The sequence below is a fragment of the Polaromonas sp. AET17H-212 genome (assembly GCF_002379085.1).
In the GTDB taxonomy this organism is placed as follows: domain Bacteria; phylum Pseudomonadota; class Gammaproteobacteria; order Burkholderiales; family Burkholderiaceae_C; genus Polaromonas.
Genome location: NZ_NBZW01000007.1, coordinates 26,318 through 41,237, shown reverse-complemented (window position 1 = coordinate 41,237; position 14,920 = coordinate 26,318). Strand labels below are relative to the sequence as shown.

Genomic DNA, 14,920 nt, shown 5'->3' with positions numbered 1-14,920 from the left:
TAGCTTCCTGCCCCCCGAGGGGGCCGCTGCGCCTGCGGCCCGGCTAAGCCGGTTCCGCGGCCCCTGCTTGGTTTGAGACACCCGCCCACGTCCGTTCGCGTCCTGAGCCTTCGTTTTCAGGCAGGTTCCGGCATGTCGGCGCCACAGGACCAGCACTGCTCAAAGCCGCCCTCCACCGTTTCGCCGCAGGCGCAGAGCCATCGGCGTTGCGGCAGGTTTTGCAGGCTGTGCAGCAAGGCCTCGGCGCGGGGCTTTTCGTGGTCGTGGGTCAGCCAGACTTCGGGCTGGCACTGGTCTGGCGGCAACTCCCCCGCCACGCTGCCGAGAAAATAGCGCTGCACCGTGGCCGAAAAGCCTGCCTGCTGCAGTACATCGGCCCAGAGCGCCGCGATGGCAATGTTGGGGGCACGGGCAAGTCGGAGCATGCGTCCAGTTTACTCCTGAATTAATAGCTGCCTGCGCCTGCTGTAGAAGGGCTGGAGGCCAAAAAGGCTTCAAATCCGGGGTCAGGCGGACTGCCGCGGCGCGTCCTGCTTGTCCTTCTTTTCCAGCGCACGGTCGGCATAACGGCCAAAACGCCAGGCCGTGTCTTCCTGCGTGATGCGCCGCCAGGTCCCGCGCTTGGCGGCCGGGCTCATTTCGGGCCAGCGCTGCACCTCCTCGAAGGTGCGCCCACAGCCCTTGCACAGTTCGTCACCCTGGCTGGTCGAGCAGATGGCGATGCAGGGCGTGTCGGCGGTCGTGTCGTACCAGGCGCGCCAGGCTGCCATGGCCCGAGGTGGAAAACCGGCCTCGTCGGCCTCCTCCTCGCGGTAGAACACCAGCAGGGCATACACCTCGGCCAGCGCACGCAGCTCGGGCGCGAGCGTGATGCCGTCAGGCGACGGCTTTTTCTCGCGCCAGTAGTTGATGGCCGCTTCAATGTCGGTGATGTGGATGCCAGGCATGCGGATGGGGAATAGGGAGAAAGTGGGCGCCCAACAAGGGCCACAGCGCCGATGACGGTGGCTGCTTCGGGCTGGTTGGTGGATTATCGGCCAAGCGGATGGCCGACGCGGCGCTGCAGGTTTTTTCGGGGCACCCCGCGGGCCTTGGCGAAGTCGATTTGCAAAACGGACGGTTTTGTTGTCCAATACGTTTACGAAGGGGAGTAACTCCCTCGTTTTGCTGCATTACAAGATAAAACATCACAACAGCAAAATCGCTTCGGCAAGTCGTCATTACGAAGCTCACGCTTCCGGCTTGCTGGACATGCAGCGACACTGCATGTCGAGCCAGACCTTCGATTGAAACCTGCACGGGTTTGATCGAGGCGTCCGCAGCAACAAGCTGCTGCATCACTCACTGACCCGTCCAGCTTCAACGAAGCGGAAATCCGCATGTGGATTTCCAAGGTCAAAACTCGGATAGCGAAGTGAGCAGAACATGGAACTTTTTTCCACCCCCTGGTGGTCGGCCCTGCTGGCCATCATCCTGATCGATCTCGTACTGGCCGGCGACAACGCCATCGTGATAGCGCTGGCCGCGCGCAACCTGCCCTCCCATCTGCAAAAAAAGGCCATCGTCTGGGGCACGGTGGGCGCCATTGTTGTCCGTTCGGCGATGACCGTGGGCGTGGTCTGGCTGCTCAAGATCCCCGGCCTGATGCTTGTTGGTGGCCTCGGCCTGCTGTGGATTGCCTACAAGCTGCTGGCCGACCAGGGCGACAAGGAACATGACGGCCCCGTCGCCAACACCTTCTGGGGTGCGATGAAAACCATTGTGGTGGCCGACGCGTTGATGGGTATCGACAATGTGCTGGGCGTGGCGGGCGCGGCTCATGGCGCGTTTGACCTGGTCATCATCGGCCTGCTGATCAGCATCCCGATCGTGGTGTTCGGCAGCACCATGGTGCTCAAGCTGGTGGAGCGCTTCCCGGCCATCATCAATATCGGCGCGGCTGTGCTGGCCTTCACCGCTGCCAAGATGATTGTCAGTGAGCCCCTGCTGGACATCCTTTACGGCGGCCCCGATTCCGCGACCGAGCTCCTGCATACCGCAGCACAGTGGGGCACCTATGCCGTCGCCGTCGCCGGCGTGCTGGGTGCAGGCTGGTGGGTCACCCGCAGGAGCAAATCCCGGCAGGACAACAAACTCGTCACCGAATGAACACCAGAGCACCGCACAGGCCCTGCGGGCTGTGCATCGCAGCCCGAAAGTCCAAATAGCACGTAAAACCAAGGAGAACTTTATGGACACCATGATTGTGTATATCGATGAAGCCGCCTATGCGCTGAAGATGCTGACGCCCATGCTGCAGTCCGCTCCGGCGCGTACGCCGACCCGCTGGATCGTGGTGGGCTGCGCGCCGCGCGTCACCCACCGCGTGAGCAAATGGGTCACCAACAGTGCCCGTGACAGCTGGCGCGGCAAGTGGGCCGAACAGGTCTTCGCAAAAGTCCTCCCGCTGTTGCAAGCGCCTGGCGACGAGGTCATCACCCAGGTAGCACGTGGGCCGCTGTGCAAACTGACGGATTCCCTCCTGACCCAGCACGGCACGGCACGCGTGCTGGATGCGCGCCGGCCCAAATTCGGCCAGGACCTGCCACCTGTCACACGCCAGCAACCTCAGGAGCCGCAGGGCGTCTGGGGCTATGCCGCCGTCGTCGCCGGCGCCAGCATGATGCTGGCTGCGGACTAGGGCCTGTTTACGCAATTTCTGGAAATGCCATCGACGAGGCCTTGAGCGCATCCCTGCGGCCCGCAGTAGCGGGATGGCAGTGGTATTCTTGGGCGCATGAAACTCATCGTCAAATGGCTTTGCAGCGCTGCCGCCTTGCTGGCGGTGGCCTATTTGTATTCCGGTGTGACCGTGAACAGCTTCCCGGCGGCGCTGCTGGCAGCAGCGGTGCTGGGCGCGCTCAACACGGTGGTGCGCCCTTTGCTCGTGTTGCTGACCCTGCCGGTGACGCTGGTGACGCTGGGGCTGTTCCTGTTTGTCATCAACGCCCTGATGTTCTGGGCCGCCGCCGGCCTGCTCAGCGGCCTGCATGTCACCGGGTTTGTCGCCGCCCTGATCGGTTCGCTGATCTACTCGGTGCTGCAGCTAGCGATCGAGTTTCTCCTGGAGCGCCTGCTCCCGAAGTAGCTGGTCGATCTCGCGTGCCCGCGTGTCGATGATGGACGCATCGATGTAGTTGCCGGCCGCCGCGCCGCCGTCACGGCCGCTGCGCATCAGGTCCTGCGCGGCCTTGAAACGGTCGCGGGCCGCAGGGTAGTCCAGCTGGGCCACCCGGCTCTCGGCATCGGCCCGGATCGCGCGCAGCGTCTGCCCCTGCTGGCCCCAGGCCGTCGCCAGCAATTGCCAGGCGATGGCATCTTTCGGATGGGTGGTGACCCAGGTTTGCAGGGCGCCTGAGACCTCCTGCGCCCGACCTGCCGCGAGATCCGCCCGGGCCTGCAGCAACAGCGCCGCCCGGCTGCGCGTGTCGCCCAACTTCGGCAAACCCACCGTGTTGCCGGCAGCCAGCTCGATCTCCAGCACCAGCCACGCCAGCGGATCGGCCAGCAGCGTCTTCGCGGGCACGGCCGACTTGAGCTTGCCTGCCAGGCTGCGCGCCAGGGCGTGGTCGCGCAGCCGGCTCGCCGCCAGGGCGCCGCCATACAGGGCGCCGGCATCGCGCGGTGTCCATGCCGCGTTCGCCGCACCGGCGAGTGACACACGCTGCGCGTCGGCCACCATCGGCCGCAAGCCATCCACGCCCGGGTCGGCCAGCACACGCGCCCGGGCCGCCATCAAAGCGTGCAGCGTGCGCGCACCGCCCGGCTCTTCGCTGGCGCCCTTTGGCGCTGAACTCGCGCCGCCCTCCAGTTGCAGCCGGCCCTTGATCTCGGCGATGCGCTCGGTCGTCAGCGGGTGGCTGCGCAGGTAGGGAAAAGCACCGTTGTCATTGAGCCGCGAGGCCTGCTGCAGCTTGTCGAACATGCTGGCGAAACCCTGCTTTTCGAAGCCAGCGTCGGCCATCACGCCAAAGCCGACCCGGTCGGCTTCGCGCTCCATGTCACGCGAAAAATTGAGTTGGTTCTGCACCGCCAGCGCCTGCCCGCCGGCAATGGCTGCATTGGCGGCGTCCGGGCTTTTGTTGGCGGCCAGGGCGCCGAGAATCATGGCCGCAATCAGCCAGGGCATTTGCTGGCTCTGCTTGCTCATCAACCGCGAAATGTGCCGCTGCGTCACGTGACTCAACTCGTGCGCCAGGACCGAGGCCAGTTCGTCGCGGGTAGCCACGGCGCCTATCAGCCCCAGATGCACACCCAGATAACCCCCCGGCAAGGCGAAGGCATTGATGCTGCGGTCACGGATCTGCATGACGTCCCAGGCAAAGCGCTCGTCCAGTTCGGGGCCCAATTCGCCCCGGGCGCGTGCGGCCGTCATCAGCGGCTGCCAGATGCCCTGCAGGTAGTCGCCCAGCACCGGATCGTCCAGGTAGTCGGGGTCGCGGTAAATGCTGGCGGCAATCCGGTCACCGAGCCGCCGTTCGGCACCGGCGGACAACTCCGAGGTGTCGCCCAGCGCCGGCAACGCGCCGCTGGGCCGGGCGGGTGTCTGGGCCTGCGCCGAACCGGGCAATGCTATGTAAACAATAGCGGCCAGCGCAATAGGAACTAGGGAAAACCGCCTGTTTGGCTTGAAAAATGAAGACGGCATGAAGGGGTACAAACTAGGGAGGTTGAGATCCGGTAAAACTGTCCAATACTTGTCGCAGCCTGGCAGGCCACCCCATCGTTGGGCCGCCTGCCGACCTGTGACTTTCCCAAGCGGGCTTGAATGCGCCTGCACATCTTATGATGACGGATGCTTGTAAAGGTTCTGTAACTGTATGACCACGACTTCACCGCTGACACATTTCGACGCAACAGGGCAGGCGCACATGGTTGATGTGGCCGCCAAACCGGCCACCCACCGGGTGGCGGTGGCGCAAGGCCGCATTACCATGAATGCCGACACACTGGCCATCATCCTGGAAGGCTCGGCTAAAAAAGGCGATGTGCTCGGCATCGCCCGAATCGCCGGCATCATGGCGGCCAAAAAAACCAGCGAGCTGATTCCCCTGTGTCACCCGCTGGCGCTGACCCGCGTGGCGATCGATTTCAGCCCAGATATAAGCAGTGCCAGCATCACTTGCCAAGCGACGGTGGAAACGGTCGGACCGACCGGTGTGGAGATGGAGGCCCTGACTGCGGTGCAGGTGGCACTGCTGACGATTTATGACATGTGCAAGGCCGCCGACCGGGGCATGACCATGACGGATATCCGGCTGCTGGAAAAACACGGCGGCAAGTCGGGAAGTTTTATCGCGACGCCCTAGCCACCTTCAAGTTCAACCTGCGGGCCGGCGAGGCCGTTGGTACGGCGCCATTTTTTGTAGTCTCCGGGAAAAGCGGCGCGATACCGGACAAGGTGCAGCAACGCTTCATCGTCACGCCCCAGCATGACAGCGCTTTCAATCACCTTTTCAATCACCCGAGGCTCGGGCGAGTAATGCAGCAAGGCCGTGGCGGTGTCGAAGGTCCACTGCGCGTTGCCGCGGTTGAGCGCGGTGGTCGTCAACTCCGCAAACCGCACCTGGTTCCGGAAAAGCCAGGATCCCCGAACCTTCTCCAGCGTATCGTCACGGTAAGCCGGGTCGCGCGCCTGCGGCGCCAGGTAGATCTGGCTGATGCGGTGGTAATCCCATGCGGCATAAGCCACCGCTGTCAACAATGCTGCCGCAAGGACAAGCCGAATTGCCGTTCCCGCGCGTGCGTAGGGACGGGAGCCCGCCACTGGCTCTCGCGGCGCTGGCCACAGCATCCAGACGCACAGCCCGAATGCCATCTGGAAGGGGCCGTACCACAGCGGATACTCCAGCATGCTGTGCAACATGATGACGGCCAGCACACCCCAAGCCATCTGCCGGGTCGGATCCGTTTCACGCCAGGGCCGGGCGCGCCAGACGACCCAACCTGCACCACCACACACAGCCAGGGCCAACGGAATGCCCAATTCCACGGCCAAGTGCAGCGGGAGGTTGTGTGCATTGTCCAGGATGTCGCAGAAACGCGCGCCGGGATAAAGCGTCATGTAATGCGCATAGTCCAGCTCACCCCAGCCCCATCCGAGCCAGGGCTTTTGACCGATCAGGTGCAATACGTTGGACCAGAGCGTCAGGCGGCTGGCACACAACTGGTCGCCCCCCTGCAGACGAGCAAACATGCCGTGTGTCGACAAATCAAAACCGGCCAGCCAAGGCAGCGCCAGTGCCGCCAATCCATAGGTCCCGAGGGCCATCAGCAGCACACGTCGAACAGCTGCATGATGCAAGCCACCCCAAACCCCGTATAGCGCCAACAGCAAGCCAAACTGGAGGAGTCCGGTCCGCGAGGAAGAGGCCGCATTGCCCGCCGCCAGCATGCCTGCGACAGCTAACATCAGCCAATGGTGGCGCCCGGCAAAGCGGCCAAGGGTCGCCGCGAGCCAAAGTAGCGCCGCCAAGGAAATACTGGTTAAGGTTGCAAACTGGTTGCGCTGGCGCAAGTTGGCGAACGCCTCGCCAATTGCGGTCTGGTTGATCCATGGCGAAAAGTGATTCGCCATCCCAAAGTACTGGCATAAGCCAATCAGGCTGCTGGCCAGCCCCGCCGCAAGCCAGGCCCATGCCGTGACAGACACCCAACGTCCACACAAACGATCACGTCCGCAACCCCGCACTCCCAAAAGCAGTGATATACAGGTCCATGTGAAAAGCAAGGGCACAACGGCCGGCGCGGGTACCGGGGCAAAGGGGTTGAGCCAAGGGAGCGCGATGAGCAGGAAACGGAAAATCGATGGCATGGAGGTACCGGATAAGGCCACTTGGGCATCAAGCTTGGGTCGCACCGGTATTCTGGTTGCCCATGTTGCGCTGCCTGTTGGCTTGTGGCTATGGATGCAGATGCGGCACAGCGCATTTTCGCCAATCACACCAACACCATGAGCAAACCAAGCAAATTCCGTACGCGATAAAACGAATCAGGGCTTGTCTGCCACCGCAATGCCCGCCAAGGCCGGGTACTGCGCCTGCAGCGTTGCCCAGCCCTCCTTGGCTTCCAGGCAGCGTTGTAGCTCATGAATCCGGCAAATACGCGCCAGAGTTTCACGCGCAACATCGGGCTGGTCATTGAGGCCAGCCGCCAAAGCGTAGCGAAACAGCACTGGTGGGTAACCGAAACGCTGGGAAACCCTGTGCATCCAGCCGAGCTGCTCAGGCCGCATGCCGGTCGTAGCCTCGGTGCGTGCAAATTGCAGGAGGGCTTCGAGTTGCGTGAGCAGGCGTAACTCCGGCGCTGGCGTCACAACACGATCGACACCAATGCGCGCAGACTCCATGCGCAAGGTACGATAATTTTCCTCGGCTTTCAGATACTCCGTCGCCGTCCCCACAAACACGGCGCCAAGCAATGCGGTGACCGCTAGCGCTGTCCAGCGCGACACATGCAGCGATCGGCCGCCTGCGGGCGAATAAGTATCAATGGCGCCCATCGCAAATCCCACCGGAATCAAAAAATAGGCGTACTCCAATGGAAACTCCAACATACCGTGCACAAAGACGCCACTCACAGCTGCCAGCATCCACACCACCCTGGCATCATGGCATGCGCGAATGTGGGCAATAAACCACCAAGCCAGTGCCGCAATGACCAGGACACCTATTGGAATACCGCTCCATAGCAACAGGTCCAGCACCAAATTGTGGCTGTGTTCGAACATTGAACCGACAGCGGGGTGATCCAGGGCCACGCGCTGCTGCGCCGCGCCCACCTGTTGCCACCCATAACCCCACAGTGGCTCGCGGCCAATGGCGTCCAGCATGGACAGCCAGTACGGCAGCCGAACACCGGCCTGCATCTGGTCGCCCATCGAACGCCCCGCCGACAGCAGCAGCGCCTCGCAGATCGCCGGCCAGAGCAGCACCCCTACGGCAAACAGCGCGCCCAGCATCGTTAGCTGCGCTCGGCTAATGCGCAAGCCCGCCCGCGTACGCATCGCAATTGCCCATACAACTAACAACCCGATTTGCAGCCAGCCGGTGCGCGATTGCGTCATCACCATGCCCAGAAGCAAAAAACCGACGGCCAATCCGAAAGCCATGCCATTGACCTGTTGACGCTGATGCAACCAGAGCACGCTGCAAAGGCCCAGAAAGCAAAGCGTGCACAGGTGATTGGCTTGAGCGACGTTGCCGAATGGCCGCCCCCCGGGCGGAAGATCCACGCCGTAAATACCAAGGCTCAGCGCGCCTGTCCACTGCACCAAGGCCAGGCCGACCGACAATACCGCCGCAAAGAGCCAAGCCACGGCAAGTATGTTCACCCCATCGCGGGGGATGACGCGGGTGGCCATCAAACCACCGGCCAGCACAGCTGCCCACCACAGTCCAATATAGAGAATTGCCATCCAAGCATCGCCGGAAAAAAGCAGCTTGCCGGTGGCCAACTGGACCAATATCACGGCGCAGCACAAAACCGCAATGCCCGACAGACGCCATGTCACGCGGCCGCCAGAGACGGCGCCGACCGCCGCAGTCGGCAGGAGCAACAGCAGCCCGGCGATGGCAAGCGCGTCGCCCCAAGCGGAAGACCACGGCGCATAGTGATTGGGCACCAGCCACGCCGCCGCCAACAGCGCATGAAAGAGACTTACTGCAATTGGCACTCGCTGGGATCCCATAAAAAAAGAGCGTGCAAATGCACGCTCTTTGACTGACAGAATGTCCGATTAGAACAAGGTCTTGCAAGAGCCTGGCAGGAACTTGAGCACGGTATTGGCTGTCGTTGTGCCACAGGCCCACTGATTCACTTGCGTCGGCATGGCAGCGACTGTCAGGGCAGCGCCTGCAGCGTCGCGCGGCTCAAGAATGACGACCTGACCATCAATAGCGGCATTGTTGAAGCCCTGCGCTGCCACCGTGACCCGTCCGTTGGCGGTCGTTACAATAGATGCAACATATTTGCTGGTCGAGGAGGCAGACTCACAACCCCAGCCATTAGCGCCCGGCGCTGTTGATGCGGTACCGCTCTGGTAGACCTCGGTGATCGTGGTGCGGCAACCCGATGCTGCCAAGATCACTTCAGACATCTTGGCCTTGTTGGTGTAATCCTGATAAGCAGGCAAAGCCACCGCAGCCAAAATACCAATGATCGCGACAACGATCATCAACTCGATCAGGGTAAAACCCTTTTGCATGGAACGCTTCATAAAAACTCCTTGGTTGAGAAACTAGCGAGACCATTCAGCAGATACCGTGCCAGGCCGAAACCGGAGCTAAAACAGCCACTTTGACCTATCTTCTGGCAACAAAAGTTACTTTTTCCGTCAGCCCTCAAGACATCGCTGACAATTTTGTCACTTGATGCACACTGACCGAACCTGTTTGAGATCGGTCAGCCCCATCAGCACTTTCTCCATCCCGTCCATTTTGAGCGTGCGCATGCCGCTGTTGACGGCCGCCGCAAACAGCTCTGCCACGCGGGCGCGCTCCTGAATCAGCTTTTTCGCGGCGTCATCAGCCACCATCAGCTCATGCAGGCCGATACGGCCCTTGTAGCCGGTCTGGTTGCATTTGTCGCAGCCCACAGCCCGGTAGAGGGTCAGCTGGTCGTCCTTGCCGTACCGCTCCACCCAGTCGTCAAGCAAGGCCTGCGCCTCGCCACCCGGATCCACCTTCCAGGCATCCGTAGTGCGCAGTTCCTCGGCGTACTCCTTGATGAAGTCCTTGATTTCCTGCGCAGCCGGCGGGTAAGCCTCTTTGCAATCGCACAGCTTCTTGGCCAGCCGCTGGGCCAAGATGCCGAGCAGCGCGTCCGCAAAATTGAAGGGGTCCATGCCCATGTCCAGCAGCCGCGTGATGGATTCTGGTGCCGAATTCGTGTGCAAGGTCGAAAAAACCATGTGCCCGGTGAGCGAGGCCTCCACCCCCATGGAGACGGTTTCCTTGTCGCGCGACTCACCGACCATGATGATGTCCGGGTCGGCCCGCAGGAAAGCACGCATCACCAAGGCAAAGTCGATGCCTGCTTTCTTGTTGATCTGGACCTGACGCAAACCCTTCTGCGTGATCTCGACGGGGTCTTCAGCCGTCCAGATTTTCCTGTCTGACGTGTTCAGGAATTTCAGAATGGAATGCAGCGTGGTCGTCTTGCCGGAACCGGTCGGACCGCAAACATAAAACAGGCCATAGGGCTTGGAGACCGTTTTCTCGAGCCGCTCCCGGTTGTGGTCCGTCAGCCCCAGCTTTTCAAGCGGAATGGGTTCACCCGCTGCCAGTATCCGCATGACGACGTCCTCGACACCTCCCGCTGACGGGATGGTGGCCACACGCAGCTCTATGTCGAGCGGTCCGTATTTCTTGAACTTGATTTTCCCGTCCTGCGGCTTGCGCTTTTCGGAAATGTCCAGATCACACATGATCTTGAGCCGCGTGACCATGGCTTGGCGAAACTGGGCCGGCACTTCAATGTAGGGCAGCAAGCTCCCGTCGATGCGAAAACGGATGCCGGTCTTGGCCTTGCCCGGCAGGGGCTCGATGTGGATGTCGGAAGCCTTCTGCTTGTAGGCATCAATGATGACCTTGTTGACAAACTTGACCAGCTCGTTGTCGGCAGCGGCCGACTCCAGCGCGGAATCGTCATTGGCATCGTTTTCGAGCGGCGAGTCCATGTCGGCCAGCAGCTGGTCAATGGAGCCGCCCTCGTTGCCTGCGCCAAAAAGCTGGCTCAGGGTTTCGTCAAACTCGGTCTGGGTGGTCACGCAGTAGGCGAACTTGCCGATTTTCGGAAATACCTGCGGGACCACCCGGGCGCCCCGCACTGCCTCAGGATCAACACACATGAGGGTCAGCCCGTCTGGCGTGTCTTCCAGCGGCATCCAGCCCTGCTGCTCGACAAAATGCCGCTTGAGCAGGCCATGCAGCATTTCCGAACGTATGCGCCCCGCGTTGAAGGCTTCGTAGGGAACACCAAAAAACTTGGCCAACGACGCGCCGATCTGCGCGGGGCGAATGCGGTAATCCGCCATCAGCAGATGTTCGACCGACTGGGCCTCGTCGCGCGCCTTCTGGATGCAGTGGCGCAACTCGTCCTGGCTCAGCACCCCTTCGGCCACCAGACCGTCGTACTTGGTCGCCCTGCGCCGCTGCCCGTCTTCCGCCTTCTGCATGCGCTGGCGAATGGCGATGCCCAGCGTCTTGCACAGCTGCTGCGCACCGTCTTCTTCCAGCTTTGCAAAGGGCTGGTCGCTGCGGTTGTTGATCACCTGCAGGACGCCATAAAACGTGCGGCCATCCATCACCGGCGCAACCAGCATCTGTTTGGTACGGTAGCCGGAGCGTTTGTCCACTTCCTGCAGAAAACTCAGATTGGGATGGATTTTCCTGAGTGCTTCGTCGTCATACACATCGGCGATGTTCACCATGGTTTTTGACAGCGCAACATAGCCCGCAATGCTTTGCGCGCTGATGGGCAGCTTCAGGTCGCGGCTGGTGTTGAGCCCCGTCTTGACTTTGGAGATGATGGACGTGCGGTCTTCATTGACGGCGTAAAGGGTCAGGCGGTCGGCATTGAACAGCTTGCAGATATCCTGGCTGGCCTCCAGCATGATCTGGTCAATATTCTCAGTTTCGTGAATGCGGTTGGTGACCAGTTGCAGCTGACGAAAATAAAGCGCCTCAAAAGTGACCCCCCGCTCCTGCGGGGGAAGCATCTGCGAGTCAAAAAATGCGTCTTCGGGGTCTTGCTGTACCAGGGCATTCATAACTCAAACTCCTGACCCGCGCGCAACCAGCGTATGTCGTGGGTAACGTTGGGACCAAACGGTGCCGTCTGGTCAAAGCGCTGGATCTCGGCCATGATCAAGTCGGTTTCCGCCGGCTTGGTATGGGTGATGTAAATCGGATAGTTCCTGCCTTTGTCGATGCAGTCCAGCTCGCTGGCCAGCGCATGGGGCGACAGATGCAGGCTGCGCCGGGCCAGATCACGTTCGCGGTTGCTGAAGGCCGTCTCGATCACCAGCATGGCGACGTTGAGCTGGTTGATCCGGGCCCACAGCGCGGGGTTGCGCTCGGTGTCGCCGGTGAACACCCAGCACCCGGCGCCGGCGCCGGCGGCCACCGCATACCCCACTGCGGGCACGGTATGAACCGCGGGCAGCACTTCCACATATTTTCCTGCCAACAGCAGTGTCTGGCCGACGGCCAGCGGATGAAAGCTGACAAACGGTGCTTCCGGCGTGGGGATTCTGGAAAAATCCGGCCAGATGGTGTTGTTGAAAATGTGGGCCTTCAGCGCGTCAATCGTGCCCTGCAGCGCATGAATCTGGATCGGGGTCGTCCGCTGTGCCGCAATCGCGTCCACCATCAGCGGCAGGGCCGCCACATGGTCCAGGTGGGAGTGTGTCAGCAGCACGTGGTCGATGCCGCGCATCTCGTCCAGCGTGAGATCGCCAACACCCGTCCCGGCGTCGACCAGCACGTCGTGATCGAGCAGGAAAGAGGTGGTGCGGCAGCCTTTGGCAATCGCTCCCGAGCAGCCCAGTACGCGTACTTTCATGGTCTTTTCTGAATTGAGGCGCCGGCAGGCTGTGTCATTTGGTTCCGAAGTTGGTTGCCCCGTCCCATGCGGGATCAAATGGAAGCAACCTCATGGAGGCTACACGCTCTGCATACAGCCGGTAAAGGTACTTTTGCGCATTCATGCGCTGTAAGTGGAGCAAATGCACATCGCAGTCGTCCCAGGCCTGGTCGCGGTAGGCCCTGAGCGCCAATGCCCACTCCCGCAGTTCGCTGCCCACCTGCTTGTCGAGCTGGCCGGGAAGCGCCACCGGGCAGAAAATGGCCACCGCCTGGTCCTTGCCCTTGACCCGGACCTTGTCGAGTTCCTGCCAGGTAAACCCGGTGGCCAGTTCGCGGGTAGACGCACTGACCACGGTGTCGACGCCATAAATCTTGGACAGCCCTTCCAGGCGGGATCCCAGGTTGACGGCGTCGCCAATGACGGTGTAACTGCGGCGAATATCCGAGCCCATGTCGCCCACACACATGCTGCCGGTGTTCAGCCCGATGCCGATGCCAATTTCCGGCAAGCCCTTGCTGCGATGCTCTTCATTGAGCTGGCGCATGGCCTGCACCATCTCCAGCGAGGTCTTGACCGCCAGCGCGGCGTGCTCAGGCGTCTCGACGGGTGCACCCCAGAAAGCCATCACGCAGTCACCCATGTACTTGTCGATGGTGCCGCGGTTGCTGCGGATCAGGTCCGTGAGCCGGCTGAAGACGCTGTTGAGCAGGGCCTGCAGCTGCGTCGGCTCCATGGTTTCGGACATCCGGGTGAAACCGCGCATGTCGCAGAACATCACCGTGAGCTCCTTGGCTGATGCCTTCATGCTGTAGCTGTCGGGGTCCTTGACCATTTCATCGACCAGCTCGGGCGGCACATAGGTGCCAAACAGGTTGGCCAGTTCCCGCTTGGAACGGCTTTCCACAAAATAGCCATAACTCATGTTCAGTGCAAACGCCGTGAGCGCCATGACCAGCGCGGTAGCCAGAGGCAAGACCAGGCCATAGGTGGAATAAAGCCAGAAATTCAGCCCCACCAGTGCCGCGGTCACCGCGGCACTGGTCGCCACCGCACGCGGGGCGGACAGCAGCGGCAAGACCAGGGCCAGCGTCAGCCCCGACAGCACAAGAATCACCACCTCAAAACCAACCGCATAGTCCGGTTTGACCAAGACCTTGCCGTCGAGAAACCCCGAAATCACGTTGGCATGGGTCTCAACGCCGGGATAGGTTTCCCCGACCGGGGTGACCCTCAGGTCCAGCAAGCCAGGCGCCGTGGTGCCGAGCAAGACAATCTTGTCCTTCAGCTGGCCCGGCGGCATCTTTCCGGCCAGCACATCGGACGCGGAGACATACCGGTAAGAGCCACCGCTCGCACCACCAGGCCCGCGAAAAGGCACCAGGGTCGCCACCCGGTCATCCACCGGAATGGCGAGCGCTTTACCGCCCTGCTTGAGCAAAATGCTTTCCAGCCCCTGATAGTTGCGGGTCAGGGATTTTTCCTGCGGAAATCCAGGCGCAACGCCGGGCTGGCCCACCAGCATGCGAAACATCGCCAGGGACAGCGACTCGTAGTACTGGCCTTTGTATTCAACCAGCAGGGGAATCGATCGAACGACCCCGTCGCCTTCCGTGATGGAGTTGAAAAATCCTGCCAGGGGCGCCGCCTTGGCGATGGTATCGATGTTGGCACCGAAGCCGTTCCAGCGGGTGAACCGGATGGGCCGCCCCTGGAGGGCCTCCCGCGCCATGACGGGAGCGGGCAAAACACCGTTGACGCGGCCGTCCCGGTCGCTGGTGAAGTAATACCCCAGCACGACGGGTTTGTTCTCCAGCGATTTTGCAAAGACAGCGTCGTAATCAAGGCTGGCCTGCATCTGGCCGAGCTTGTCGGTAAAGGCGGGCTGGTCCTTCAATTCGTTGCGGGCCAGTTGCTGCAGCCTTTTCAGGCCGGAGCTGTCGTCAGCCTCCGCAAAAACCACATCGAATCCCAGCAGGGCGGCCTGCTGCCGCCCCAGCAACTCGTCCACGAGCGTGGCCAGCTTGTGGCGGCCCCATGGCCAGCGGCCAGCTTCCGCCAGGCTTTTTTCATCGATGTCCACGATGACAATGCGCTCGTCCAGCGTCCTGGGCATGGTGGCCCGAAGACGGGCGTCATAAAGAATGTCATCCAACCGCTGCAGGACATCCAGGCGTAACGCGCCGCTGGCATGGAGCAAGGCAAAAACCAGCGGAATCAGCGTGACGGCAATGCGAGGCCAATGCCGGGAAAAAAGTCGCATAAAGCCTCGCGAAGAGCCGCGATTGGAGGTGGT

General features: G+C 61.6%; 13 protein-coding genes. 4 read left to right on the top strand and 9 right to left on the bottom strand.

Annotated elements, in window-relative coordinates:
* Nucleotides 1-116: 116 nt before the first annotated feature.
* Together B7G53_RS07925 and B7G53_RS07920 are read right to left on the bottom strand one after the other, a co-directional pair.
* Nucleotides 117-425 (bottom strand): hypothetical protein, encoded by a 309-nt coding sequence (locus tag B7G53_RS07925; protein WP_096666139.1) that lies wholly within the window; start codon nt 423-425, stop codon nt 117-119.
* Between the two features lie 81 nt (nt 426-506).
* Nucleotides 507-947 (bottom strand): DUF3717 domain-containing protein, encoded by a 441-nt coding sequence (locus B7G53_RS07920; RefSeq protein ID WP_096666136.1) that lies wholly within the window; start codon nt 945-947, stop codon nt 507-509.
* A 478-nt stretch (nt 948-1,425) separates the two neighbouring features.
* On the opposite strand from B7G53_RS07920, the gene B7G53_RS07915 reads away from it, so the two are divergent.
* From B7G53_RS07915 to B7G53_RS07905, 3 genes are all read left to right on the top strand, one after another.
* Nucleotides 1,426-2,148: a TerC family protein gene (locus B7G53_RS07915; RefSeq protein ID WP_096666132.1), complete on the top strand. Its 723-nt coding sequence runs from the start codon at nt 1,426-1,428 to the stop codon at nt 2,146-2,148.
* An 82-nt stretch (nt 2,149-2,230) separates the two neighbouring features.
* On the top strand, nt 2,231-2,680 hold the full coding sequence (locus B7G53_RS07910) for a hypothetical protein (protein ID WP_096666130.1): 450 nt from the start codon (nt 2,231-2,233) through the stop codon (nt 2,678-2,680).
* 96 nt (nt 2,681-2,776) lie between these two features.
* Nucleotides 2,777-3,127: a phage holin family protein gene (locus tag B7G53_RS07905; protein WP_096666127.1), complete on the top strand. Its 351-nt coding sequence runs from the start codon at nt 2,777-2,779 to the stop codon at nt 3,125-3,127.
* Here the strand turns inward: B7G53_RS07905 and B7G53_RS07900 are convergent.
* Nucleotides 3,086-4,687, bottom strand: coding sequence for a M48 family metalloprotease (locus tag B7G53_RS07900; RefSeq protein WP_096666391.1), 1,602 nt, complete (start codon nt 4,685-4,687; stop codon nt 3,086-3,088). The two genes, B7G53_RS07905 and B7G53_RS07900, sit on opposite strands and share 42 nt — an antisense overlap.
* 172 nt (nt 4,688-4,859) lie before the next feature.
* Here B7G53_RS07900 and moaC point away from each other — a divergent pair, with 172 nt between their 5' ends.
* Nucleotides 4,860-5,348 (top strand): cyclic pyranopterin monophosphate synthase MoaC, encoded by a 489-nt coding sequence (moaC, locus tag B7G53_RS07895; protein WP_096666124.1) that lies wholly within the window; start codon nt 4,860-4,862, stop codon nt 5,346-5,348.
* On the opposite strand, the gene B7G53_RS07890 is transcribed toward moaC, so the two are convergent.
* The 6 genes from B7G53_RS07890 to B7G53_RS07865 all read right to left on the bottom strand — a co-directional run bounded on the left by B7G53_RS07890 (nt 5,345) and on the right by B7G53_RS07865 (nt 14,887).
* Complete coding sequence (locus B7G53_RS07890; protein WP_096666121.1) at nt 5,345-6,853, bottom strand: PglL family O-oligosaccharyltransferase; 1,509 nt, start codon at nt 6,851-6,853, stop codon at nt 5,345-5,347. The two genes, moaC and B7G53_RS07890, sit on opposite strands and share 4 nt — an antisense overlap.
* Nucleotides 6,854-7,030: 177 nt before the next feature.
* Nucleotides 7,031-8,713, bottom strand: coding sequence for a PglL family O-oligosaccharyltransferase (locus tag B7G53_RS07885; RefSeq protein ID WP_176491313.1), 1,683 nt, complete (start codon nt 8,711-8,713; stop codon nt 7,031-7,033).
* A 63-nt stretch (nt 8,714-8,776) separates the two neighbouring features.
* On the bottom strand, nt 8,777-9,256 hold the full coding sequence (locus tag B7G53_RS07880) for a pilin (protein ID WP_096666115.1): 480 nt from the start codon (nt 9,254-9,256) through the stop codon (nt 8,777-8,779).
* A gap of 147 nt (nt 9,257-9,403) precedes the next feature.
* Nucleotides 9,404-11,809 (bottom strand): GspE/PulE family protein, encoded by a 2,406-nt coding sequence (locus B7G53_RS07875; protein WP_096666113.1) that lies wholly within the window; start codon nt 11,807-11,809, stop codon nt 9,404-9,406.
* Nucleotides 11,806-12,603 carry a 3',5'-cyclic-nucleotide phosphodiesterase gene (locus tag B7G53_RS07870; RefSeq protein ID WP_096666110.1) on the bottom strand — a complete coding sequence of 266 codons (798 nt, stop codon included), beginning with the start codon at nt 12,601-12,603 and terminating at the stop codon, nt 11,806-11,808. Before B7G53_RS07870 ends, B7G53_RS07875 begins: the two co-directional genes overlap by 4 nt.
* 34 nt (nt 12,604-12,637) lie before the next feature.
* Nucleotides 12,638-14,887, bottom strand: a complete 2,250-nt coding sequence (locus B7G53_RS07865) for a CHASE2 domain-containing protein (protein WP_096666107.1) — start codon at nt 14,885-14,887, stop codon at nt 12,638-12,640.
* Nucleotides 14,888-14,920 lie beyond the last annotated feature (33 nt).